28 protein-coding genes are annotated in these 22,745 nt (G+C 46.6%); all 28 read left to right on the top strand.

Going from position 1 to position 22,745, the window contains the following annotated elements; all coding sequences use genetic code 11:
• The first annotated feature begins 8 nt into the window (after nt 1-8).
• The 28 genes from rpoE to atpA all read left to right on the top strand — a co-directional run bounded on the left by rpoE (nt 9) and on the right by atpA (nt 22,736).
• Nucleotides 9-416: a DNA-directed RNA polymerase subunit delta gene (gene rpoE, locus DESYODRAFT_RS25980; RefSeq protein ID WP_007787608.1), complete on the top strand. Its 408-nt coding sequence runs from the start codon at nt 9-11 to the stop codon at nt 414-416.
• A 269-nt stretch (nt 417-685) separates the two neighbouring features.
• Nucleotides 686-2,275, top strand: a complete 1,590-nt coding sequence (gene pyrG / locus DESYODRAFT_RS25975) for a CTP synthase (RefSeq protein WP_007787607.1) — start codon at nt 686-688, stop codon at nt 2,273-2,275.
• A 159-nt stretch (nt 2,276-2,434) separates the two neighbouring features.
• Nucleotides 2,435-3,517 carry a lipid II:glycine glycyltransferase FemX gene (locus tag DESYODRAFT_RS25970; protein WP_007787606.1) on the top strand — a complete coding sequence of 361 codons (1,083 nt, stop codon included), beginning with the start codon at nt 2,435-2,437 and terminating at the stop codon, nt 3,515-3,517.
• Between the two features lie 4 nt (nt 3,518-3,521).
• The gene (gene alr, locus DESYODRAFT_RS25965; RefSeq protein ID WP_007787605.1) at nt 3,522-4,709 is read left to right on the top strand and encodes an alanine racemase; all 1,188 of its coding nucleotides are present in this window, start codon (nt 3,522-3,524) and stop codon (nt 4,707-4,709) included.
• Nucleotides 4,710-4,728: 19 nt separating this feature from the next.
• Nucleotides 4,729-5,100: a response regulator gene (locus DESYODRAFT_RS25960; RefSeq protein WP_007787603.1), complete on the top strand. Its 372-nt coding sequence runs from the start codon at nt 4,729-4,731 to the stop codon at nt 5,098-5,100.
• Between the two features lie 305 nt (nt 5,101-5,405).
• A complete protein-coding gene (locus DESYODRAFT_RS25955) occupies nt 5,406-6,092 on the top strand; it encodes a hypothetical protein (RefSeq protein ID WP_007787602.1) in 687 nt (228 codons plus the stop codon).
• Nucleotides 6,083-6,937, top strand: coding sequence for a class II fructose-1,6-bisphosphate aldolase (locus tag DESYODRAFT_RS25950; RefSeq protein ID WP_007787601.1), 855 nt, complete (start codon nt 6,083-6,085; stop codon nt 6,935-6,937). The genes DESYODRAFT_RS25955 and DESYODRAFT_RS25950 overlap by 10 nt, the downstream gene beginning before the upstream one ends.
• Nucleotides 6,938-6,959: 22 nt before the next feature.
• Nucleotides 6,960-7,598 (top strand): fructose-6-phosphate aldolase, encoded by a 639-nt coding sequence (gene fsa, locus DESYODRAFT_RS25945; RefSeq protein ID WP_007787600.1) that lies wholly within the window; start codon nt 6,960-6,962, stop codon nt 7,596-7,598.
• Between the two features lie 207 nt (nt 7,599-7,805).
• Nucleotides 7,806-8,777 (top strand): class II fructose-bisphosphatase, encoded by a 972-nt coding sequence (glpX, locus tag DESYODRAFT_RS25940; RefSeq protein ID WP_007787599.1) that lies wholly within the window; start codon nt 7,806-7,808, stop codon nt 8,775-8,777.
• A 112-nt stretch (nt 8,778-8,889) separates the two neighbouring features.
• Complete coding sequence (gene rpmE, locus DESYODRAFT_RS25935) at nt 8,890-9,087, top strand: 50S ribosomal protein L31 (RefSeq protein ID WP_007787598.1); 198 nt, start codon at nt 8,890-8,892, stop codon at nt 9,085-9,087.
• 200 nt (nt 9,088-9,287) lie between these two features.
• Entirely contained in the window at nt 9,288-10,358 is a 1,071-nt protein-coding gene (gene prfA, locus DESYODRAFT_RS25930; protein WP_007787597.1) for a peptide chain release factor 1, read from the top strand.
• Nucleotides 10,359-10,420: 62 nt separating this feature from the next.
• Nucleotides 10,421-11,266, top strand: a complete 846-nt coding sequence (gene prmC, locus DESYODRAFT_RS25925) for a peptide chain release factor N(5)-glutamine methyltransferase (protein ID WP_007787596.1) — start codon at nt 10,421-10,423, stop codon at nt 11,264-11,266.
• Between the two features lie 5 nt (nt 11,267-11,271).
• Complete coding sequence (locus tag DESYODRAFT_RS25920; protein WP_007787595.1) at nt 11,272-12,318, top strand: L-threonylcarbamoyladenylate synthase; 1,047 nt, start codon at nt 11,272-11,274, stop codon at nt 12,316-12,318.
• Nucleotides 12,319-12,379: 61 nt separating this feature from the next.
• On the top strand, nt 12,380-12,964 hold the full coding sequence (locus tag DESYODRAFT_RS25915) for a manganese efflux pump MntP (protein WP_007787594.1): 585 nt from the start codon (nt 12,380-12,382) through the stop codon (nt 12,962-12,964).
• 16 nt (nt 12,965-12,980) lie between these two features.
• The gene (locus DESYODRAFT_RS25910) at nt 12,981-13,418 is read left to right on the top strand and encodes a low molecular weight protein arginine phosphatase (RefSeq protein WP_007787593.1); all 438 of its coding nucleotides are present in this window, start codon (nt 12,981-12,983) and stop codon (nt 13,416-13,418) included.
• Between the two features lie 143 nt (nt 13,419-13,561).
• On the top strand, nt 13,562-14,011 hold the full coding sequence (gene rpiB, locus DESYODRAFT_RS25905) for a ribose 5-phosphate isomerase B (RefSeq protein WP_007787592.1): 450 nt from the start codon (nt 13,562-13,564) through the stop codon (nt 14,009-14,011).
• 84 nt (nt 14,012-14,095) lie between these two features.
• Complete coding sequence (locus DESYODRAFT_RS25900) at nt 14,096-14,632, top strand: TIGR01440 family protein (protein WP_242833725.1); 537 nt, start codon at nt 14,096-14,098, stop codon at nt 14,630-14,632.
• A gap of 44 nt (nt 14,633-14,676) precedes the next feature.
• A complete protein-coding gene (locus DESYODRAFT_RS25895; protein WP_007787587.1) occupies nt 14,677-15,933 on the top strand; it encodes a serine hydroxymethyltransferase in 1,257 nt (418 codons plus the stop codon).
• Nucleotides 15,934-15,945: 12 nt separating this feature from the next.
• Nucleotides 15,946-16,575, top strand: a complete 630-nt coding sequence (upp, locus tag DESYODRAFT_RS25890; protein ID WP_007787585.1) for a uracil phosphoribosyltransferase — start codon at nt 15,946-15,948, stop codon at nt 16,573-16,575.
• The gene (locus tag DESYODRAFT_RS25885) at nt 16,575-17,048 is read left to right on the top strand and encodes a deoxycytidylate deaminase (RefSeq protein WP_042339172.1); all 474 of its coding nucleotides are present in this window, start codon (nt 16,575-16,577) and stop codon (nt 17,046-17,048) included. Before upp ends, DESYODRAFT_RS25885 begins: the two co-directional genes overlap by 1 nt.
• 56 nt (nt 17,049-17,104) lie before the next feature.
• Nucleotides 17,105-18,226: a non-hydrolyzing UDP-N-acetylglucosamine 2-epimerase gene (gene wecB / locus DESYODRAFT_RS25880; protein ID WP_007787581.1), complete on the top strand. Its 1,122-nt coding sequence runs from the start codon at nt 17,105-17,107 to the stop codon at nt 18,224-18,226.
• 178 nt (nt 18,227-18,404) lie between these two features.
• Entirely contained in the window at nt 18,405-18,635 is a 231-nt protein-coding gene (locus DESYODRAFT_RS25875) for an AtpZ/AtpI family protein (RefSeq protein ID WP_007787579.1), read from the top strand.
• Nucleotides 18,622-18,993: a hypothetical protein gene (locus DESYODRAFT_RS25870; RefSeq protein ID WP_007787578.1), complete on the top strand. Its 372-nt coding sequence runs from the start codon at nt 18,622-18,624 to the stop codon at nt 18,991-18,993. The genes DESYODRAFT_RS25875 and DESYODRAFT_RS25870 overlap by 14 nt, the downstream gene beginning before the upstream one ends.
• The gene (atpB, locus tag DESYODRAFT_RS25865; protein WP_042340147.1) at nt 18,986-19,729 is read left to right on the top strand and encodes a F0F1 ATP synthase subunit A; all 744 of its coding nucleotides are present in this window, start codon (nt 18,986-18,988) and stop codon (nt 19,727-19,729) included. The genes DESYODRAFT_RS25870 and atpB overlap by 8 nt, the downstream gene beginning before the upstream one ends.
• Before the next feature lie 92 nt (nt 19,730-19,821).
• Nucleotides 19,822-20,052, top strand: a complete 231-nt coding sequence (gene atpE, locus DESYODRAFT_RS25860; RefSeq protein ID WP_007787575.1) for a F0F1 ATP synthase subunit C — start codon at nt 19,822-19,824, stop codon at nt 20,050-20,052.
• Between the two features lie 110 nt (nt 20,053-20,162).
• On the top strand, nt 20,163-20,660 hold the full coding sequence (gene atpF / locus DESYODRAFT_RS25855) for a F0F1 ATP synthase subunit B (protein ID WP_007787569.1): 498 nt from the start codon (nt 20,163-20,165) through the stop codon (nt 20,658-20,660).
• The gene (gene atpH, locus DESYODRAFT_RS25850) at nt 20,657-21,223 is read left to right on the top strand and encodes an ATP synthase F1 subunit delta (protein ID WP_007787567.1); all 567 of its coding nucleotides are present in this window, start codon (nt 20,657-20,659) and stop codon (nt 21,221-21,223) included. The genes atpF and atpH overlap by 4 nt, the downstream gene beginning before the upstream one ends.
• Before the next feature lie 4 nt (nt 21,224-21,227).
• A complete protein-coding gene (atpA, locus tag DESYODRAFT_RS25845; RefSeq protein WP_007787565.1) occupies nt 21,228-22,736 on the top strand; it encodes a F0F1 ATP synthase subunit alpha in 1,509 nt (502 codons plus the stop codon).
• Nucleotides 22,737-22,745 lie beyond the last annotated feature (9 nt).

Genomic DNA, 22,745 nt, shown 5'->3' with positions numbered 1-22,745 from the left:
GGAGATATTTGACCCACTCTTTAAGTAAAAAAGACAAACCGACGGAAGCTGATATAGCTTTTGAGATTTTAAAAGCACAAGGCAATCCCATGCATTACCAAAACTTAATTGAAGAGGTACTTCAGCGTTTGGGTATTTCTCAGGAAGCTATAAGGATTGCGGCAGCACTTACTCAGATAAACCTGGACACGAGATTTACCTTTCTTGGACGAGGGGAATGGGGTCTGAAGGTTTGGGATTCCGGAAAAACCCCTCGCCGGTCACCCGCAGTGGCCTTGATAAACAGGGATTATGCGGAAGAGGATGACAAATCAGATCCGGAAGAATTAGAGGAAGATTCCCTGGATGAGGATGCTTCGGAGACGGACGAAGTCTTTGATGAAGGGGATGAAGGACAACACGGAGAAAAGTGGTAATAGATAAATGCTCCGCGAGGATTCCTTTGCCTTGACATCCTTTATAAGTGTAGCTAAAATAGATCAGGAGTACTAAATAGTTAATTGACAAATAAAAGCTAGTGCGGCTCTCGGACTAGCTTTATTTATGTGTTTTGTTGCAGAAGGTAATCTTCGGGGGAGGTACCTATTGCCTGTAATAGTTATCTCCATTAGTTTACATGTATGTTTGAGATGAAGTCTCACCATTCAACGATTCACTTAAGTTCTGAAAGGAAATGGTAAAGCGCATGACAAAATTTATTTTCGTAACGGGTGGAGTAGTATCTTCCCTGGGAAAAGGAATCTCGGCCGCATCCCTAGGTTGTCTTCTGAAAAATAGGGGTTTTAAAGTGGCAATCCAAAAGTTCGATCCCTATATTAATATTGACCCTGGAACAATGAGCCCGTATCAGCATGGTGAAGTGTTTGTTACGGATGACGGGGCAGAGACCGATCTGGATTTAGGCCATTATGAGCGCTTTATTGATGTACCGGTTTCAAAAAACAGCAATGTTACAACTGGTAAGGTTTACTGGTCTGTCATCCGTAAGGAACGTAAAGGGGATTATCTGGGGGGAACCGTCCAAGTTATTCCTCATATTACCAATGAAATTAAAGAACGGGTTTATCGTGTTGCCCGGGAGAGTCATCCCGATTTTGTGATTACCGAGATCGGAGGAACGGTTGGGGATATAGAATCCCTGCCTTTTCTGGAAGCGATCCGGCAAATGAAAAATGACATTGGCCGGGATAATGTCATATATATTCATGTGACCCTTGTTCCCTATTTGGCAATGTCTGGGGAATTGAAAACAAAGCCAACTCAGCACTCTGTTAAAGAATTGCGAGGAATCGGGATTCAGCCGTCGATTATCGTTTGCCGCACCGAGAAGGCCCTCTCTAAAGAGATGAAGGAGAAATTGGCCTTGCTGTGTGATGTGGATTTAGAAGCGGTTGTCCAATGTATAGATGCCGCGACGATCTATGAAGTTCCTTTGAAGCTCCAGGCGGAAGGGTTTGACGATATCGTTCTGCGCTGCGCGGGTCTGGAAGCTCCTCCGGCTGATATGACGGCTTGGAAGGATATGGTGGAGAGAATCAAATCTCCTACCCGGGAAATCGAGATTGCGATTGTCGGCAAATATGTGGAACTTCCGGATGCCTATCTTAGTGTAGCGGAAGCTTTACGGTCAGCAGGGACTGAGCATGGTGCTAAAATTAAAATCCGTTGGATCGATTCCGAGAACATCGAAAAAGAATCCGTCGAAAACTATTTGGAAGGTGTTGATGGAATTCTTGTTCCCGGAGGTTTCGGAAATCGAGGGATTGAGGGGAAAATCGAAGCGATTCGTTATGCAAGAGTTCAAAAAATTCCTTTCCTGGGAATCTGTTTAGGTATGCAAACCGCCATCATAGAAGCCGCCCGCAATCTCTGCGGTATGGCAGGAGCGAATAGTACGGAATTTGATGCGGATACACCTTATCCGGTTATCGATATTCTCCCTGAACAAAAAGACATTGAAGATAAGGGAGGTACTATGCGCCTGGGCATTTCCCCGGCGAAGCTGATAGAGGGCAGCAAAGCCTTCGAGGCTTATCAGGACCAGGTTATTTACGAACGCCATCGTCATCGTTATGAGGTCAATAACCAGTTCCGTGAAGAATTGGAGAAGGTAGGCCTGAGGTTCTCCGGAACCTCACTGGATGGACGTTTAGTCGAAATTACTGAATACGTGGATCATCCATGGTTCGTAGCTTCCCAGTTCCATCCGGAATTCAAGTCCCGTCCCAATCGGGCACATCCTCTATTCAGAGAGTTTATACGTGCAACGCTATAGCGAGGCACGAAGTTCGAAGCTCGAAGCTCGAAATAAAATGCGATATTCGCGAAGCGCGAGGTTCAATCATCGAACCTCGCGCTTCGTGCTTCGAACCTCGACAGATGATTAGAGCAGAAGGGCCATGGAAAGAATGGTGAGAGGAAGGAGACTGAACCGATGACCTATGCTGCAAGGTGGATTGATGAAAGTGAACATAGACGCTTTAATGATTTTCTGGCGAAACATCCCAAGGGACACGTACTCCAGTCTTGGGAATGGGGAGAGATTAAAAGCAGAACAGGGTGGAAACCCTGGCGCTTGGTTATAGAAGAAAACCATGAAATAGTGGCGGCCGCCTCGATTCTTGAACGAAAGATTCCTGTTGTGGGGATCCCTATCTTTTACGCTTCCCGCGGGCCTGTAGCCGACTGGAAGAACGTCGAATTGTTTGATTTAGTCTTAGCGGAGATCCGATCCTTAGCCAAAGCCCGCGGAGCAATTTTTCTCAAAGTTGATCCTGATATACCGTCTTCGGAAAAAGAACTGGAACAGTATTTGCTCTCCAGAGGATTCCGCTCTGCGGAGAGCGGCAAAGGTTTTGAAGGGGTTCAGCCTAAATATGTGTTTCGCCTTGATATTTCCCCGGACGAGGAGACTCTGCTGAAAAATATGCAGCAAAAAACCAGGTACAATATTCGCCTGGCCCAGAAGAAAGGGGTTCATATTCGCAAAGGGACGCGGGAAGACTTGCCCGAGTTTTATCGTGTTCTTAAAGAAACTACCGAACGCGACCGTTTCTTGGTGCGGGCGTATTCTTATTTTGAGGACCTTTATGATTCCTTAGTCCCGGTGGGCTTGGGTGAATTATTTATTGCCGAGTATGAGGGGAATATCATATCCGGCACCTTGGCGTTTGTTATCGGGAATAAAGCCTGGTATATCTACGGAGCCTCCTCGAACGCACACCGGAATGTGATGCCCAACTACTTAATTCAGTGGGAAATGATACGGTGGGCTAAGTCGTTGGGATGTACCCTCTATGACTTCAGAGGAGTTCCGGGGCACTTGACCGAAGATAATCCACTTTACGGACTGTATCGTTTTAAGAAGGGATTTAATGGAGAGTATACAGAGTTCATAGGGGAATGGGACTTGGTGTATCGTCCGGTAACCTATTTCCTCTGGAATCATTTAGAACCTCTATATTCGGAGGTTATCAAGGGATTAATCTCTAAGCTGCGGCGAGCTCGGAGGGGGTAAAGCGATGGCTGGAACCTGGATAGAAGTCGATTTAGATGCCCTGGTCAATAATTATCAGGAAGTGACTAAGCATCTCCATCCTGAATCAAGATGCATGGCGGTTGTGAAAGCGGATGCCTACGGCTTAGGCGCCGTTGAAGTCGCGCTGGCCTTAGAGCAAGTTGGATGTGAAGCATTTGCGGTTACTAAGGTTGAAGAAGGGTTAATCTTGCGAATGCAAGGAATTAAAGGGATTATTCTAGTGTTAGGGCCGTCCGCCCCAGAAGAATGGCCGGAGGCTGTCAAGGCGGAATTGCAGTTGACGATCTCGGAAATCTCCTCGATTGCTGAGTTGAATAAGGTTTGTTCGGACTTAAATAAGGAGGTTTCTGTACAGCTCAAACTGGAGACAGGCATGGGCAGAACGGGGTTTCGGTTGTCTGAGCTGGAAGAGCTTGCGCTGACCTTAGCTGACACTCCCCGGCTTAAGGTTATGGGAGTGTATACTCATTTTGCCCGGGCGGCCCAGAGAGATAAGTCATATACCTTAGAGCAATATGAGCAGTTTAAATCCATGACCTCCCGTCTTGAAGAATTGGGGATTAACCCAATCTGGCAGCATGTTTGCAACAGCGCGGCTTTTTTGGACTATCCTGAGTGGCATCATGACTTTGTTCGCATCGGAACATTGCTGATCGGGCATTATCCAGGGCCCGGATTCGGCGGGAAATTGAACTTAAGAGATCCATGGACTGCTAAAAGCCGGATTGTTCACCTGCGCGAAGTACCAAAAGGGACCTGTGTAGGCTATCAAAGCATTTATTGCACAAAGTCGGCGACACAGCTGGCGGTAATTCCTGTGGGATATGCCGATGGATTTGGCTTGGCACCCCATTTTGTTCCCCAGGGCTGGCTTGATTTTCTCAAAATTATTATCAAGAATTTTGCGGCTTTGTTTGGCATATATCTTAGTCAGGAGCGAATAGACTTAAACGGGCGGACGGTTCCGGTTGCCGGTAAGATCGGTATGCAGCTTACAGTACTTGATGTGGGCATGCAGGAATGCTCATTAGGGGATGAGGTCAGAATCCCCTTGCGCAGGACAGTGGCAAACCCCAGGATACAGAGAAAGTATAAACAGAATGGAAGAATTTTCTCAGAAAGAATCCTAGAAGAAGGAGTTTCACGAGTGAGCACAGAATACTCCCGGTAGAGTAGATTTAAGGAAAGGGATGTGGGGAGTGGCTAAGATACTTGTAGTAGATGACCAACTTGGTGTGCGTCGCCTACTCTTTGAGACCTTCCGGGAGGATCAGCATGAAGTTGAAATGGCAGCTAACGGTGAAGAGGCCGTACAGCTGCTTAAAACCTTCAAGCCTGATCTTATAATGATGGACATGAAAATGCCGGGAATGAACGGAATTGAAACCTTAAAACAAATCCGGGCATTAGATCGTCAAGTTGGCGTAATTATGATGACAGCCTATGGTGATGCTCAGAACATGGAACAAGCTAAAGATCTTGGGATTCTCCATTACTTGGGGAAACCATTTGATTTATTTGAATTGAGAGACCGCGTGAGAACAATATTAACGGGCGTATAGTCTTGAGACAGTCGTTTCCGCCTGTGACTATCGCAGCCAATCCTGCTCGCCATCACGGTGCTTGCCATTACCATACATAAAGCCATTAGGGCAATGCTGAGATTTCAACGATCGTTGGTTGAGTCATGACGGGGTTTCTAACTTGAACCATTCTCGGATTAAGGTATGGCGGTGCCCAAGACTCGAACATCAGTTCGAGTCTTGGCTATGGTCTGATGGCTTGAACACTAGCAAGTTTTCTTTACTGAAAAGGCAGGAAAATCTTCTTGCATGACGAAGTATAGCTGTAGGAAGAGGTGGGAATTATGATTCTAACGACGAATACGACCATTGCCATACAGTGTTCCCAATGCGGGGAGCTAGAATTTCATGCCCTCTCTCTCTTTGCATTTTCTCGTCAAGGACGCAAGAATCTACATTGTGGATGTGGTCGGCAACTGATGTCGGTGACTAGTAAAAACCGCCGGCAGTTTAACATCACTTACGCTTGTGCTTACTGTGGGGAGACCCATTATTTAAGATTAAATCACCATGCAATTTGGGGAAAAGAAGCATTGCCGCTTGCTTGCCCTGATGTGGGGGCTTCGGTCGGATATATCGGACCGAAGCAGAAAGTGACCCAGGCCTGTCGTGAGCGTGAAAAATCCATTGGAGAATTAGCACTTGAGTTGGGATACGAGGAAGAGTTCGAAAATCCTGAAGTCATGCTGTGGGTTTTAGATCATCTTCATAGTTTAGCCAGGCAAGGAGATTTAGGGTGTGCTTGTGGAAATCATCAATTAACGTTTGAGTTATTGCCGGATCGTATCGAGCTTTATTGTGAATGTTGTGAAGCAATGGGGGTTATTTACGCAGACAGCGCAGATAATGTTTGTCAAATTGAAAGTATAAAATCTATTTATTTAGAAGAGAATAAGACTTGGCATATCAATAGTCCGCTGCGGGGTCAACATGTTTCCAGGACAATAGAGGAGGAGAAAAAATGGCGTTAGTATCGATGACCGGGTTATTAGCCAGAGCACAAAAGGAACACTATGCTGTTGGTGCTTTTAACTGCAATAATATGGAGATCGTCCAGGCCATAGTGGCTGCGGCAGAGGCTGAGCATGCGCCGGTAATCATCCAGGCCAGCCAGGGTGCGATAAAATATGCAGGCATTGAATATATTACAACGTTAACAAAGCTAGCCGCTGAAAAGGCAAGCGTCCCGATCGCCCTGCACCTTGACCATGGAACAAGCTTTGCACAAGTCATGCAGTGTACGCGCAATGGATTTTCGTCGGTGATGATTGACGGGTCTAAGCTCCCTCTGGAAGAAAATATTGCCTTAACCAACAAAGTGATCGAAGCTGTGCGGCTTTTAGGGGTTTCCGTAGAGGCTGAATTAGGTAAAATCGGCGGGACGGAAGATGATATTACGGTCAGTGAGCGGGAGGCATTGTTCACGGATCCTGCGGAAGCCGAGTACTTTGTTAAAGCCACTCAAGTGGATGCCCTGGCGATTGCTATTGGAACAGCCCATGGCCAATACAAGGGAATTCCCAAACTTGACTTCGAACGACTAACCCAAATCCGGGAACGGGTTTCAACTCCGCTGGTGCTGCACGGTTCTTCAGGAGTACCGGAGGATGCCCTTCGCGAAGCGATTTCCAGGGGCGTCTGCAAAGTCAACATTGATACAAATATCCGGGAAGCCTTTGTATTAGCTGCGCGCCAGGTACTGGACGGGAACCCTGCAGAGATTGATCCGCGCAAAATGTTAGGCCCGGCTCGTGAGGCGGCGACTGAAATAATCCGTGAAAAAATCCGGATTTTTGGCAGTAACGGGAAAGCCTAAACTTTAGAAAGAAGGTGGATGAATGCAGTTTTTTTTAGATTCTGCCAATATCGAAGAGATTAAGCAAGCTTGGGATATGGGAGTCATTGGCGGCTTGACGACAAACCCCAGTTTAGTCGCTAAAGAAGGAAAGGACTTTCACGAACTTCTTAGGATCGCGGCCGGGATTGTCGATGGCCCGATCAGTGCCGAAGTGATAGCGCTTGATCATAAAGGAATGCTGCAGGAAGCCCGTGTGTTAGCTGCTATTCATTCAAATATCGTCATTAAACTTCCGATGACTGAAGACGGCCTGAAAACTGCAAAAGTGTTGAGTTCCGAAGGAATTAAAACAAATGTTACCCTGGTGTTCACTGCCAACCAGGCTTTACTGGCAGCGCGGGCAGGTGCTACTTATGTCAGTCCTTTTCTTGGTCGGTTAGATGATATCGGAGAGAATGGACTGGACTTATTGGCGGACATATGTGAGATTTTTCAAGTTCATGACATCTCAACGATGACGATTGCAGCAAGTATTCGCAATCCGGTTCATGTAACAGAATCAGCAAAAATAGGAGCAGATTTCGCGACAGTTCCTTTTGGGGTATTAAGACAACTTTTTCGCCACCCATTGACAGACACGGGGATCGAAAAGTTTTTAGCAGATTGGAACAAACGTTAGATTTTGTTCTTAAGATATAATTTGGCATTAGCCTGTCTGAATAAGATGAGTTGATGCCAACTTTTATGCATTCAACAGAGTTTGCGTATAACCATGGTTGAAAAGCCCATAAAAGTATGTCACAATGTTATATATAGAGATTAAATGTGTTATATGATTAAGGAAAAATAGTTTTAGTGTTTTGCTTACTTTAAGGAGGAAACGAAATTGGAGAGAGAACTTACCATGGAATTTGCCCGGGTAACAGAAGCGGCGGCCCTGGCCTCAGCTCGTTGGGTAGGGATGGGGAATAAAGAAGCAGCAGACAATGCGGCAGTTGAAGCTATGCGTGCCGTTTTTGATACCATTCATATGGACGGTACGGTGGTCATTGGTGAAGGGGAAATGGATGAGGCGCCCATGCTCTACATTGGAGAACGGGTCGGAAACGGAGATAAACCTGAATTGGATGTGGCGGTTGACCCTCTCGAAGGAACAAATATTGTTGCCAAAGGAATGGCAGGAGCAATAGCGGTTGTGGCCATTGCCAAGAAGGGCTGCCTGCTTCATGCTCCCGATATGTATATGGATAAGATTGCCGTAGGCCCTGCTGCCGTCGGAAAGATTAATTTAGATGCGCCAGTAGCCGAGAACGTAGCGAATGTGGCCAAAGCCTTAGGCAAACGTATGGAAGATATAACCGTCGTGATTATGGACCGCCCGCGCCATCATAAGCTGATCCAGGATGTGCGCGCTTGCGGGGCGAAAATCCGTCTTATCACAGATGGGGATGTTTCTCCTGCAGTGGCTTGTGCCTTTGAAGATTCAGGTGTGGATATGATGATGGGAATTGGCGGGGCACCTGAAGGAGTTCTTGCCGCTGCGGCTCTCCGCTGTATGGGGGGAGAAATGCAAGGGCGTCTTTGGCCGGAAAACGAGGAAGATGTGGCTCGGGCCAAAGCCTTAGGGATTGAGGACGTTCATAAGTTATTGACGATGGACGATCTGGTAAGCGGTGATGATGTCTTTTTTGCTGCCACTGGGATTACAGAGGGTCCCTTGGTCCGAGGGGTAACCTTTACAGCCAAAGGGGCATTGACTCATACCGTGGTAGCCCGGGGGAAGACCGGTACCATTCGTTTTATCGAAGCACGGCACTGTTTTGATAAAAAGCCTCGTTATGCGATGAAAGGCTGCTAGCAATCCTTGACCATTTAATGCTCTTTATGCTAAAATAGTAAGAGTTGACTGGAATTGTATTCAAGGTGCGACAAAAGAGCGCCTCGATTCAAATGGGAAAGAAGGTGAAGACATGAAAGAAAAAATTCACCCAAAATATGAACAAACCACAGTGACATGTGCTTGCGGAGAAGTGATCCCGACAGGAAGCACACGATCAAACATCAAAGTGGAAATTTGTTCAAAATGCCATCCCTTCTATACCGGGGTACAGCGGTTTGTCGATGCCGGCGGACGGGTTGATCGGTTCAAAAGGAAATACGGGATGTAAACAACGGCCTGCGGTCGTTGCTGGTGGAAAAGCAGAGCGCAAGCTCTGCTTTTTACGTAATGCTGGCGAGGCACGATGTTCGATGCACGAAGCACGAAGTGTGAAGGGCGAATTTTATGATCGAACCTCGAACCTTGCGCATCGCGCCTCGATATAATGGATTCAGGTCAAGAACTTACGCAATTTTGAGGTGTGAAAAAATGTTAGAGAAACTTTATGAAGTAGAACGTAAATATGATGAATTAACAGAGCTCCTCAGTGACCCTGAAATCATTGCTAAGCAGAGTGAATGGCAAAAATACGCTAAAGCTCAGGCTGGGATGACCAATCTGGTGACAACATTCAGAGAATATCAGGGAGTACTTCGTGAACTGGAGGAGACGGAGAGTCTGCTCAAGGAAAAATTGGACTCTGATCTGCAGGAGATGGCTGAACAGGAACGGGAGGCATTATTAAAACAGTCTCAGGAATTAGAAGCTCAAATTCAGGTTCTTCTCTTGCCTAAAGATCCTTTAGATGAGAAGAACGTCATTATGGAAATTCGAGCCGGAGCCGGCGGGGATGAGGCTGGCTTATTTGCTGGAGATCTTTATAAGATGTACACCCGCTACGCGGAAGGACAGGGGTGGAAAGTCGAGCTGCTAAGTGCCAGTTACTCTGATATAGGGGGATATAAGGAGATTATTTTCCTTCTGGAAGGGCACGGAGCCTATAGTAAATTAAAGTTTGAAAGCGGCGTTCACCGGGTTCAGCGGATTCCGGCCACGGAGTCCGGAGGCAGGATTCATACCTCTACAGCCACGGTAGCTGTTCTTCCTGAAGCAGAAGAGGTGGAAGTAACCATCAATCCAAACGATTTGCGTATTGATATCTATTGTTCGAGCGGGCCGGGCGGCCAGTGTGTCAATACGACCCAATCGGCTGTGCGTATTACCCATCTGCCAACCGGAATTATTGCCTCCTGCCAGGATGAAAAATCTCAGCTCAAGAACAAAGAAAAGGCGTTGCGCGTTTTACGTGCCCGCATTTTAGAGAAGGCCCAAGAAGAAGCGAGCGGTGAGCAGGCATCTGAACGCCGAAGCCAAGTAGGGACAGGGGACCGGAGTGAGAGAATCCGAACCTACAACTTTCCCCAGGGAAGGGTGACGGACCATCGCATCAACTTAACCCTGCATCGCTTGGAGACAATACTGGCGGGGGATTTGGAAGAGATCATCCAGGCTCTCAGTGCGTCAGACCAGGCAGAGCGGCTGAAAAAGGAGATTCAGTAACTCCTGCTGAATAAAAGAAACTAACAGTACGAATCTCGAACATCGAATAGAGGTTTTTTGGGTTGAAGATAAGGGACAGTATGCGTTGGGGTGAGAGTGAACTTATAAAAAAAGGGATTGAAAATGCCCGCTTCGACGCAGACTTATTATTAGCTGAAGTTTTAAAGAAAAGGCGGGACCGGCTCTACCTGGAGTGGGACCGTAATTTGTCAGAGCAAGAGGAAGCCAGTTACCGGAAGGTTATTTTTCGTCGTGCGGCGAATGAGCCCTTACAATATATATTAAAACGGCAGGAATTTATGGGGCTTGAATTTTATGTTGATGAAAGGGTGCTGATTCCGCGCGCAGACAGCGAGATTCTGATTGAGAAGTGGCTGGAAATTGTCAAGAGTGAAAACGAACAAGGGCAGGGCAGATTGATCAAGGTTGCCGATTTGTGTACCGGAAGCGGGGCTCTTGCCATTTCTATAGCTCATTATTGTCCGTCTGCGGAGGTGGTCGGAACGGATCTTTCGTCAGGTGCGTTAGAGGTTGCCCGACAAAATGCCGAACGATTAGGGGTTCCGGTTCAGTGGCGTGAAGGTGACTTTGCAGATCCTATTAAGGGCGAGTATTGGGACTATATTATTACAAATCCTCCCTATGTTTCTGCTGAAGACTATGGGCAGTGCGCTCCTGAGATTTTCCATGAACCTTCTATAGCCTTTTTAGGAGGACCGGACGGGTTGGATTTTTATCGCCGCTTAGCGGAAGAGGCACGGCCTTTGTTAACCCCGCAAGGTAAGCTTCTGATGGAAATTGGATGGGATCAGGCGGAAGCCGTCTGTACTATGTTTAGAATGAAGGGTTTTGAAACACAGGTTTTCCCGGACTTAGCGGGCCGGGACCGAGTGATCTTAGCGAGGTGAGCATTATGCAGACAAAAAGGAGTTCTATCAATAGAGTTCATCCTGAAGCTCAACTCTTAAAAGAGGGTGCTGAATGGCTGAAAGCAGGAGAGTTGGTAGCCTTTCCGACAGAAACCGTCTATGGGTTAGGAGCAAATGCTCTTGATGCAGGTGCTTGTGCCAAGATCTTTGCAGCAAAAGGGAGGCCTCAGGATAATCCCTTAATTGTCCATGTCTGCGACCAAGCTATGGCGAACCCTTTGGTTAGAAATTGGACACCGGCGGCAGAACGTTGTGTTGAACATTTTTGGCCGGGGCCCTTAACCCTGATCCTGCCCAAAACAGCCTTGGTTCCGGATATTGTTACGGCGGGGCTGGACAATGTGGCAATACGTATGCCCAGTCATCCCGTAGCCCTTGGTTTGATCAAAGAAGCAGGATTTCCGGTTGCCGCGCCTAGTGCCAATCTTTCAGGCAAACCAAGTCCAACCAGGGGAAGTCATGTCTGGAGGGATATGAAGGGGAAGATCCCGTTAATTTTAGACGGAGGGGCATGTGAAGTCGGCTTAGAATCAACCGTGCTTGATGTAAGCGAAGGTATTCCCACGATCCTTCGTCCCGGGGGGACGACTAAAGAACAATTGGAAGAGGTTTTAGGGGAAGTCCGTGTAGACACTCCTTCGGTAAACCAGGTGCCTAAAGCACCGGGCATGAAATACAGGCACTATGCTCCGCAAGGTGAGCTGTTCCTGGTGAGCGGACTTCAAGAGAGAGTCGTACAGCGGATCGGACATGAAATTCAGAGAGGACATGCCAGGTTTAAACGGGTCGGTGTTCTTTGTACCTTAGAGAGTGCACCCTATTTGCAGAACTGCTTTCCGGAACTGTTGTTTGTGTTAGGTTCGAAGGCCAGGCCCCAGGAAGTAGCCAGTAACTTATTTGAAGGGTTACGGTTGTGTGATGAACGAAAAATGGATTTGATTTTAGTTGAAGGTATTGAAGAAGAAGGTTTAGGGAGCGCCGTTATGAACCGTCTGCAGAAAGCGGCCGACCGGCGAACCCGGCACATCTGACAGTAATTCCGTCTAATCCGCCCTTCCCCGTGCATATATATAGGGGAACGGAGGTAAGGGTATGAATTTAGCGTGGGTTGTGGCTGTGGCAACTGCTTTAGGTGCAGATGCGTTCTCCTTGGCTTTGGCAATTGGTTTAGCTGGAATCAGGAAAAGCATGATGGTACGTTTGTCGTTAGTGGTTGCTGTTTTCCATGTTTTTATGCCATTAGGCGGGATGTTGCTGGGTCAGGCTTTAGGGACGATTCTGGGTCAATTTGCAAGTCTGATAGGGGCCTTAGTTTTAATTGTTTTGGGCGGACGAATGCTCTACAAGGTCTATCGGCCAACCACTGAAAGTTTCTCGTTCAGGGAAGCCAGGGAAGCCCTTTTCCATAAGAACGTATCAAACAATCCTTCCTTAAATGGGTATGGTATTTATATCCTGGCGGCAAGCGTAAGCTTAGATGCTTTGAGTGTAGGATTTACATTAGGGACGATCAGAGCAGACATGGTTATGACGGTTATGATTATGGGTTTGATTGCCGGGTTAATGACGGGAATGGGCCTGATTTTGGGACGTGTCATGGGAACAAGGCTGGGAGATAAAGCTGAATTGCTCGGTGGACTGGCCTTAGTGCTAATTGGAGTTAAACTGCTTGTTTAAAAATGAGGTGAGATTATTGGGACTGAAACTTTTGTTTGTATGTACGGGAAACACCTGTCGAAGTCCGCTGGCGGAGGGAATGGCCCGGGCAATGTTCGGAGACTTGGCTCAGATCAGCTCAGCGGGAATAGCGGCCTGGGAGGGCGAACATGCCAGCCCTCATGTGGTGAGGATTCTAAAAGATCAAAAAATTGATGGTTCTTTGCACCGCGCTCGAAGAATTAAAGAGGAGCTAATAGCGGATGCCGATTGGATTATCCCAATGACCCAAATGCAGGAAGATGTCTTAAAGCGTCAATTCCCCCGCCATATACATAAAATTCGATGCTTAGGAAATTGGGGAGACGTAAAACGGGATATCCAAGATCCCTACATGGGTTCTCTCGAAGTTTACCGCCAAACCGCTCAGGAAATCAAAGAGTTGCTGAATTGTTTGAAAGAGCAGCTGATTTAAATTGTGAATAGGCGGCAAATAGGCATAAGATTATGGAAAAATGTTTAAACTAGCGGCGTAAAATGTCGCTTTTTTCTGGTTTTTGCAGGAATTTTGCAGCTATCTATAGAAATAAGAAATAAATAGAAGAGGGAGGTAACGGAGTGAGAGTTGCACTAGGAGCCGATCACGGTGGTTATGAACTAAAAGAAGCTATTCTTTGTCATTTGGAAAAACAAGGGATAGAGGTCCAGGACTTTGGAACTCATTCCAAGGACTCTGTGGATTATCCAAAGTATGGATTTGCCGTGGGAAGTGCGATTATAAAAGAAAAAGCAGATTTAGGAATTGTTGTCTGCGGAACCGGATTGGGCATTTCCATGGCTGCTAACAAAATCCCTGGAATTCGTGCCGCAGTTTGCACGGAGACGTTTTCCGCACGGATGGCTAGAGAACATAATAATGCTAATATTTTAGCTCTGGGTGCTCGGGTGATTGGTGTAGGACTTGCTCTTGAAATTGTTGATATTTTCCTGAAAACAGAGTTCTCAGGCGGCCGGCATGCCCTCCGTGTAAATTTGATCTCAGATATTGAACGAGGCGAGGAAATCTAGAGTTAAGGGCCTGTTCGAGTAATGTCAAAGGAGAGGAGGTCTGCTTTTCGCGTGGAAAAAAATGTTGCAGGCAAATTGCAGGAGATGGCTGAAGTATGGAATGGTGTACTGGATTCCTTTTTTTTGAAGGCTGATTTACGTCCGAAGCAAATCCTGATTTTAGGGTGCAGTACCAGCGAGGTTATCGGTCATCGAATTGGACAAGGGAGCAGTCTGGAAGTCGCCGAGGTGCTGCTTCCGCCTTTGCTGGAGCGGGTTCGCCGGCAGGGTATTTTCTTAGCTGTTCAAGGATGTGAACATATTAACCGTGCCTTAGTAATAGAAGAGGCTTGTTTAGACCATTATAGATTAGAGGAAGTTACCGTACTTCCGGCACTGCATGCCGGGGGAGCCATGACTGTAAAGGCGTGGGAAAGGTTTTCATCCCCAGTCATGGTAGAGCAAATTCAAGGGCATGCCGGAATCGATATTGGGGATACATTTATTGGTATGCACCTCAGACCGGTGGCAATCCCTATACGTGTTCATGTCAAAGAGCTGGGTGAGGCGCATTTGACTATGGCACGCACACGGCCGCGTCTTATTGGCGGTCCGAGAGCGGCGTATAGTGAAAACAAATAACATAATAATCTGCCTAAAAATTTTGACAGGAGTGAATTTAACCAATGGATTATATTAATCAATGGGTGAAAAACCAAGACCCCGAAGTCGCTAAAGCCATCGAGCAAGAGGAAAAACGTCAAACCAATACCATCGAGTTAATAGCCTCTGAAAACTTCGTCAGCCGGGCAGTAATGGCTGCCCAAGGTTCGGTATTAACCAATAAGTATGCTGAAGGATATCCCGGCAAACGATATTATGGCGGATGTGAATTTGTCGATGTGGTTGAGGATCTGGCCCGGGAACGTGTTAAGAAGATTTTCGGCGCGGAGCATGCTAATGTTCAGCCTCATTCAGGGTCTCAAGCCAATATGGCTGTCTATTTTTCATTTTTAAAACCGGGAGACACCATACTGGGCATGAATTTATCCCATGGAGGGCACTTAACTCATGGGAGCCCGGTAAATATTTCGGGTGTTTATTTTAATGTTGTTCCTTACGGAGTGGATTCAAAAACAGAACGAATTGACTATGATCAGGTTCGGCAGCTGGCTAAGGAACATCATCCGAAAATGATTGTTGCCGGAGCAAGCGCCTATCCAAGAATCATCGACTTTGTTAAAATGCGTGAAATCGCAGATGAAACCGGTGCCTTATTAATGGTTGATATGGCACACTTCGCCGGGCTTGTAGCCGCAGGATTACATCCATCGCCAGTGCCCTATGCGGATTTTGTGACCTCTACAACCCATAAAACATTGAGAGGACCGCGCGGTGGCTTAATTCTCTGTAAGGCTGAGAATGCGCAAGCCATTGATAAGGCTATTTTCCCCGGTATTCAGGGCGGACCGCTGATGCATGTCATCGCGGCTAAAGCAGTTGCTTTTGGCGAAGCCCTTCAGCCGGAGTTTAAAACCTATCAAACCAATATTGTGGAAAATGCCAAAGCATTAGCTCAAGAGTTGACAGCCCGGGGATTCCGGCTTGTTTCCGGAGGAACGGACAACCATGTCATGCTTGTCGATGTAAGAACTAAACAGTTAACCGGTAAAGAAGCGGAAAGTATCCTGCATGAAGCAGGAATTACGGTCAATAAAAATACGATTCCCTTTGATACGGCAAGTCCTTTCGTGACCAGCGGAATTCGGCTTGGAACCCCTGCAGTCACATCCCGTGGTATGACACCTGAGGCCATGAAACGGATTGCGGAAGCTATTGACATTGCCTTGACCTCACATCATGAACCTGATAAACTTACAAAAGCGCGGGAAATCGTCAGTTCTTTATGCGCTGAGTTTCCCTTATATACAAATTTAGATTAGGAGAGCCAAACGATGCCAAAGCTTCAAGTACTTGATCATCCCCTGATTCAACACAAGTTGTCTCTGATTCGGGATGAGGAAACAGGCTCAAAGGAGTTCAGGGAATTAGTTGAAGAAGTTTCCATGTTGATGGCCTATGAGGTAACCCGTGACTTTCCCCTTCAGGAAATCGAGGTTAAGACTCCGGTGGCAATAGCCAAGAGCAAGGTTTTAGCCGGCCGGAAGGTTGGACTGGTGCCAATTCTTCGTGCGGGGTTAGGGATGGTTGATGGCATGCTCCGTCTGATTCCGGCCGCAAAGGTCGGGCATGTCGGACTTTATCGGGATCCGGAAACCCTCTTGCCTGTGGAATACTATTGTAAGTTACCCCCCGACATTGCGGAACGGGATCTTATCGTAATTGATCCTATGCTGGCAACAGGCGGCTCGGCGGCGGCAGCAATAACCTTCTTAAAAGACCGTGGGGCAAAGAATATTAAATTGATGTGCTTGATTGCAGCTCCGGAGGGAATTAAAGCCGTACAAGATGCCCATGCTGATGTGGATATTTTTGTCGCGGCAGTGGATGAACGTTTGAACGATCATGGCTATATTGTGCCTGGTCTCGGAGATGCCGGAGACCGGCTGTTCGGCACGAAATGATGAGCCGTGAAAAGCGCCCCAGCTGGGATAGTTACTTTATGCAAATGGCCCAAGTGGTAGCAGGACGCTCAACTTGTCTTCGCCGCCAGGTTGGGGCGGTTATAGTTAAGGATAAACAAATTTTAAGTACAGGTTATAATGGGAGTCCTTCAGGATTACAACATTGTGATGAAATTGGTTGTTTACGGCAGAGCTTAGGCGTTCCTTCAGGGGAACGCCATGAGATCTGCCGTGCTGTGCATGCAGAACAAAATGCTTTGGTGCAGGCAGCAAAGCATGGGGTGGCGATTAATGGAGCAGATCTCTACACCACGCATCAGCCTTGTGTATTGTGCACAAAACTATTAATTAACGCTGGAATTAAGCGGGTCGTCTTCGCGTATTTGTATCCGGACCAGCTTGCAGCAAGTATGGCTGAAGAAGCGGGATTGGATCTGGTGAAATTTGGAGAAGATAGAGAAGATAGTTCGTAATTATTAAATCAAGCGGGTAATTTCTTCGAGCTTTTTGAATCGAAGGGAGTAAGAAAGTGATTAAGCGCAAAAAAGTGATGATCGTGTTTGGAACACGTCCGGAGGCAATAAAAATGGCGCCTGTGATCCAAGCACTGCGACAGAAAGAGTCAATCCTCTGTCAAGTTATCGTAACAGCTCAGCATCGTGAGATGTTGGATCAGGTTCTGCAGTTATTCAAGATCGATCCTGATTTTGATCTAAACCTTATGAAGCAGGGGCAAACGTTAACGGAAATCACAACCCGGGCCTTAAGCGGGCTGCATGATATCTTCCAACGTGAACGGCCTGATTTGGTTTTAGTACATGGAGACACAACCACCACATTTGCAGCGGCACTGGCAGCTTTTTATGCGCAAATAGCGGTGGGCCATGTTGAAGCCGGACTAAGAACCGGCAATAAGTATTCTCCTTATCCGGAAGAGATGAATCGAAAACTGGCGAGTGCTCTGACGGATTTTCATTTTGCCCCAACGGAAACAGCCAAAAGGAATCTTGAGCAGGAAGGGGTTCCGCCGGAACGGATTATTGTTACGGGTAATACGGTGATTGATGCCTTGCTCGCTACAGTAAACCCGGAGTTTAGTTTTGCCGGCAGTGAACTTCAGACGATCTTTGAACAGCGGGAGAGGTTCCGGATGATTCTTGTCACGACCCATCGCAGGGAGAATCTCGGTGAGCCGATGCGTCAGATTTATCAGGCCTTAAAAAGCACTCTTGAGACCTATCCGGATACCTATATAATTTTTCCCGTCCATAAAAACCCCAACGTTCGGAAAGTGGTCACAGAGGTTCTCGGGTCCCACCCAAGGGTCCATCTTATAGAACCCTTAGAGTATGAGCCCTTTGTCAATCTTATGGCGCGGGCACATTTGATTTTGACCGACTCCGGGGGGATTCAGGAAGAAGCTCCATCCTTAGGCAAACCGGTACTGGTTGTCCGGGATACCACGGAACGTCCTGAAGCGGTGGCGGCAGGTACTGTATCACTTGTGGGGACAGAGTATGAACGGGTATTTTCGGAACTGCAGAATTTGCTGGGGGACGAGAAGGCGTATCAAAAAATGACAATGGCCAGTAATCCTTATGGAGACGGGTCCGCAGCCTTGCGAATAACCGAGATAATTGACGAGAATTAGAGTGGACATAAAATTCTTCAATGCTGTAAAAAAAAGCACAAAGTCTTGTCAAAGTATGCTAATATATTAAATATAGTATGAACTGTTAAAATGTAGCATGCTAACCAATATTCATGCTTAAGTTCAGTTACATAGTTGGCCTGTCTTAATAAATTCATATAATTAAGGAAAGAATGATATGGCTGGGGAACGAAAGTCATGGCAAAAAGCCTTTGTAGTCGGAACGAGTATATCGTCAACTCTGGCAATTGTCGTCGGGGGAGGATTCTACTTAGGCAGATATCTTGATGGACTCTGGAAAACAGAACCCTTGTTCACCATAGGTTTAATGTTGGCAGGACTAGGACTTGGAGGGAGCTACTTAGTGATCACGTTAAAGAAGTTTGGAGCATCCGATGATAAGAAGTAGCTTTATCGCTTTATTAAGTGGGACCGCTTGTGTTTTTTTTGGAATTGCTTTGACGGGTGAGCAAGTTTTCTTGGGCAGTTTGCTGGGTTACTGGGTAGGGTTTGCTTATACTTTATGGTTCTATCGCGAAGCACTGCTTAGTTCTGAACTTGATGTTCATTCAGCTATTAAACGGATGCGCAGGAACCTAATGGCGCGGCTGGGAATGGTTACTCTCGTTATTGTTGCCGTTGCTCGCTTTCAGCAAAGCTGGTTGTTCAATTTAGCTTTAGGGATTGTTACAGGGGTGATAATATCATTTATCATTGTGGCAATACAAAAAAACTATGGAGAAAGGGGTGATAAAAGAAGTGCATGAAACAGTATTGTGGCATTGGGGGAGTATGACATTTCATGGTAAAACCTTAATCATGACCTGGATTTCAATGGCTGCCGTTATGATTTTCGTTTTCGCGGGGGTACGCAATTTAACCAGTGGCAAACCTGGTAAAATGCAGAACGTTTTAGAGTGGATCATAGATTTCGTTCGTGGGATCATCAATGATAATATGGAATATGAAAAGGGACGTCCATTGCTGAGCTATTTGGTGACGTTGTTCATGTTTGTTTTCTTTTCCAATATGCTTGGCCTTATTCCAAACTTCACGTTTAATCTATTGCATGATGTTCATTTTGCCCAGTTAGGTCATATTTTCGAGACACCGGGCATGATGTCACCGACCGCAGATATTAACACAACATTTTCCTTAGCCCTGTTAACCATTATTTTGGTTGTCTCTTTAGGTATCAAACATAAAGGAGCCCATTATTTCCATCACTTTATTGAGCCGAATCCAGTGTTCGTGATCATTCACGCCATCGACTTGCTCGCCAAACCAATGACACTCGCCTTTCGTCTATTCGGTAACATCTTTGCGGGTGAAATTTTATTAGGGGTTATCTTAATGCTGCCCGGCATCTGGGTTTTGCCGGGGATTTTGCCGACGACTATTTGGCTGGCGTTCAGTATTTTCATCGGAGCAATTCAATCATACGTGTTTGTGGTTTTGACGACAGCTTATGTTTCTCAAGCTGTTACCTCAGACGCTCATTAAGCACTTCTCAATGTGCTGGTTTTCAGTGATGCTCGACACCACTGAGGGAATAATATTTTAAAATTATTGGAAACAAGAAAGGAGGAAATCCCATGGACGTGTCTGCTGCTGCTGCACTTGGTGCAGGAATTGCTGCTGGCTTGGCAGCTCTTGGGGCATCAATCGGTAATGGTAATGTTATTAGTAAAACGGTGGAGGGCATTGGTCGTCAACCGGAAGCTAAAGCCACATTACAAGCTACCATGTTTATTGGTGTCGGTTTGATCGAGGCTTTGCCACTCCTTAGCTGGGTACTTGCCCTGCTGCTCATGTTTACAAAGTAATTCGTATGATGGGCAGAGGGTTAAGCCCATCTTAATTCAAGGGGGAACGAGAGTTCTCCCTTGAAAAAAATCATCCCGACGTCAATTAGACTCGAGAGGGGGGTAGACCATTGGGTGGGAATCCTATTCAATTTGATTATACGGTAGTCGCTACGGTCTTATCTTTCCTGTTGCTCGTTTGGTTGCTTAGTAAATATGCCTGGGGTCCGTTGATGAAAATGATGGAAGAACGGCGGACTAATATTGAGAATATGCTTAGTCAGGCAGAAAACGAGCGGAAACAGGCAGATCAAATAAAACGCGAATACCAGGAAGAAATGCGTAAAGCTCGCCAGGAAGCCCAAGAAGTAATCGCTAAGGCTACTAAGGTAAGCGAAGCTCGTTCGGCTGAGATTTTAACTGCGGCTCAGGAAGAAGCAGAGAAGATCAAAAAATCTGCCCTTGTGGATATTGAACGTGAACGAGATCGGGCCATTGCCGACGTTAAGTCACAAGTAGCGGATCTCTCAGTTTTAGTGGCTGAGAAAATTATTCGTCAAAAACTTGATATGAAGAATCAAGGGAAACTTGTAGAGCAGTTTATTCAAGAGGTAGGGGAAATGCAATGATAAATGGATCACTTGCGCGTAGGTACTCCCAAGCCTTGTTTGAAATTGCCTCTGAAACAGGCCTAGATCAAATTGATGCCGATTTACGTGACCTTACAAAGATGGTTGAGGAAAATGGAGAGGTTAAAGACACCCTGTTACATCCTCACATCTCCTTGAATGATAAAAAGTCCGTCATGGCTAAGTTGATGGGAGAAAGTTTTGGGGATATAACAAGACGTTTTCTTTATCTTTTGATTGACCGCAGAAGAGCTTATCTTTTGCCATTCATCCAACGTGAGTTTACAAGATTGGCTGATGAGGCACGTCAAGTTGTGGAAGCAAAAGTGACAAGCGCCATTGACCTAAGTTCCGCCCAACTTGATGATCTGAAAAAAGCGATTGTACGTATGACGGGGAAAGAGGTTCGTATTGTCAGCGAAGTTCGGGCTGAGCTTATCGGTGGGGTGCTGATTCAGATCGGAGATCGCGTAATCGATGGAACCGTTGCCCATGCTCTAGAACAAATGCGTAAGACTTTACGTAAAAACTCAGATAAACCTCAGGAAGTAGGGGTGAAATAACAGAATGAACTTGCGTCCAGAAGAAATAAGTTCCATTATTAAACAGCAAATCGAACGTTACGATAGTGCTGTTGATATCGTAGATGTCGGGACAGTTATCCAGGTTGGAGACGGAATTGCCCGTGTTTATGGACTTGAAAAGGCCATGGCAGGCGAACTTCTAGAGTTTCCCGGAAACATTTACGGCATGGCCATGAACCTTGAAGAAGACAATATTGGTTGCGTTATTCTTGGACCCTTTACGGGGATTAAAGAGGGCGATCAGGTTAAGAGAACAGGGCGGATCGTGGAGGTCCCGGTCGGCGAGGCTTTGATTGGCCGGGTCGTAAATGCTCTTGGTCAGCCCATTGATGGCAAAGGGGAGATTGTGACGGACAAGTATCGTCCGATTGAATCCCCGGCATCCGGTGTTATTGCGCGGAAATCCGTGCACCAACCGGTGCAGACCGGTCTCAAATCCATTGATGCTATGGTTCCCATTGGTCGTGGTCAGCGGGAGTTAATTATCGGTGACCGGGAAACAGGTAAAACCGCTGTAGCCATTGATACGATTATTAACCAAAAAGGCCAGGATATGATTTGTATTTACGTAGCTGTCGGACAAAAGGCCTCGACAGTTGCCAGCGTGGTTCAGAAGCTGGAAGAACACGATGCTATGAAATACACCATTGTTGTAGCTTCTACCGCCTCCGAATCGGCGCCAATGGTCTATATAGCACCTTATTCCGGTGCTGCTATGGGTGAAGAATTCATGTATAACGGCAGGGATGTTCTGATTGTTTATGATGACCTTTCTAAACAAGCGGTCGCCTACCGTGAACTTTCACTGCTTCTCAAACGCCCGCCAGGACGTGAAGCATACCCTGGAGACGTTTTCTACCTCCACTCCCGTCTCTTGGAGCGGGCCGCCAAGCTTTCTGATGATCTCGGCGGAGGTTCAATGACAGCACTCCCGATTATTGAGACCCAGGCGGGTGACGTGTCGGCCTATATTCCTACGAACGTTATTTCCATTACAGACGGTCAGATCTTTTTGGAATCAGACCTCTTTTACTCCGGCTTCCGGCCGGCCATCAACGTTGGTCTTTCCGTTTCCCGGGTAGGTGGAAGCGCGCAAATTAAAGCTATGAAACAGGTTGCCGGTCAGCTTCGTCTGGACCTCGCCAGCTATCGTGAATTAGCTGCATTTGCTCAATTTGGTTCCGACTTGGATAAAGTTACCCAGATGCGTCTCAACCGTGGAAAACGGACGATGGAAATTCTCAAACAAAATCAATATGCAACAATGCCCGTTGAGGAAGAAGTTGTCGTTATTTACGCGGCAGTTAAAGGGTTTACTGATGATATTGACGTTGAGAAAATCGGGAAATTTGAACAAGAATACCTGCGCTTCATGCGCTCCGTGAAGGCTGACCTGTTAACTAAAATCCGCACCGAGAAGGCGCTTTCCAATGAAATGATCGCCGATCTTGAGAAAGCAATTAATGAGTTTAAGCAGGGGTTTGTAGCCTAGATTAAAAAG

Origin of the sequence: Desulfosporosinus youngiae DSM 17734 (genome assembly GCF_000244895.1) — a bacterium.
In the GTDB taxonomy this organism is placed as follows: domain Bacteria; phylum Bacillota; class Desulfitobacteriia; order Desulfitobacteriales; family Desulfitobacteriaceae; genus Desulfosporosinus; species Desulfosporosinus youngiae.
This window is presented reverse-complemented; position numbering and strand designations above follow the sequence as displayed.

Excerpts from the sequence above, each read along its gene's own strand:
- pyrG (WP_007787607.1), top strand. The coding sequence starts at position 686 with ATGACAAAATTTATTTTCGTAACGGGTGGAGTAGTATCTTCCCTGGGA.
- DESYODRAFT_RS25970 (WP_007787606.1), top strand. The coding sequence starts at position 2,435 with ATGACCTATGCTGCAAGGTGGATTGATGAAAGTGAACATAGACGCTTT.
- alr (WP_007787605.1), top strand. The coding sequence starts at position 3,522 with ATGGCTGGAACCTGGATAGAAGTCGATTTAGATGCCCTGGTCAATAAT.
- DESYODRAFT_RS25960 (WP_007787603.1), top strand. The coding sequence starts at position 4,729 with ATGTGGGGAGTGGCTAAGATACTTGTAGTAGATGACCAACTTGGTGTG.
- DESYODRAFT_RS25955 (WP_007787602.1), top strand. The coding sequence starts at position 5,406 with ATGATTCTAACGACGAATACGACCATTGCCATACAGTGTTCCCAATGC.
- DESYODRAFT_RS25950 (WP_007787601.1), top strand. The coding sequence starts at position 6,083 with ATGGCGTTAGTATCGATGACCGGGTTATTAGCCAGAGCACAAAAGGAA.
- fsa (WP_007787600.1), top strand. The coding sequence starts at position 6,960 with ATGCAGTTTTTTTTAGATTCTGCCAATATCGAAGAGATTAAGCAAGCT.
- rpmE (WP_007787598.1), top strand. The coding sequence starts at position 8,890 with ATGAAAGAAAAAATTCACCCAAAATATGAACAAACCACAGTGACATGT.
- prfA (WP_007787597.1), top strand. The coding sequence starts at position 9,288 with ATGTTAGAGAAACTTTATGAAGTAGAACGTAAATATGATGAATTAACA.
- DESYODRAFT_RS25920 (WP_007787595.1), top strand. The coding sequence starts at position 11,272 with ATGCAGACAAAAAGGAGTTCTATCAATAGAGTTCATCCTGAAGCTCAA.
- DESYODRAFT_RS25915 (WP_007787594.1), top strand. The coding sequence starts at position 12,380 with ATGAATTTAGCGTGGGTTGTGGCTGTGGCAACTGCTTTAGGTGCAGAT.
- DESYODRAFT_RS25900 (WP_242833725.1), top strand. The coding sequence starts at position 14,096 with ATGGCTGAAGTATGGAATGGTGTACTGGATTCCTTTTTTTTGAAGGCT.
- DESYODRAFT_RS25895 (WP_007787587.1), top strand. The coding sequence starts at position 14,677 with ATGGATTATATTAATCAATGGGTGAAAAACCAAGACCCCGAAGTCGCT.
- upp (WP_007787585.1), top strand. The coding sequence starts at position 15,946 with ATGCCAAAGCTTCAAGTACTTGATCATCCCCTGATTCAACACAAGTTG.
- DESYODRAFT_RS25885 (WP_042339172.1), top strand. The coding sequence starts at position 16,575 with ATGAGCCGTGAAAAGCGCCCCAGCTGGGATAGTTACTTTATGCAAATG.
- DESYODRAFT_RS25875 (WP_007787579.1), top strand. The coding sequence starts at position 18,405 with ATGGCTGGGGAACGAAAGTCATGGCAAAAAGCCTTTGTAGTCGGAACG.
- DESYODRAFT_RS25870 (WP_007787578.1), top strand. The coding sequence starts at position 18,622 with ATGATAAGAAGTAGCTTTATCGCTTTATTAAGTGGGACCGCTTGTGTT.
- atpE (WP_007787575.1), top strand. The coding sequence starts at position 19,822 with ATGGACGTGTCTGCTGCTGCTGCACTTGGTGCAGGAATTGCTGCTGGC.
- atpH (WP_007787567.1), top strand. The coding sequence starts at position 20,657 with ATGATAAATGGATCACTTGCGCGTAGGTACTCCCAAGCCTTGTTTGAA.
- atpA (WP_007787565.1), top strand. The coding sequence starts at position 21,228 with ATGAACTTGCGTCCAGAAGAAATAAGTTCCATTATTAAACAGCAAATC.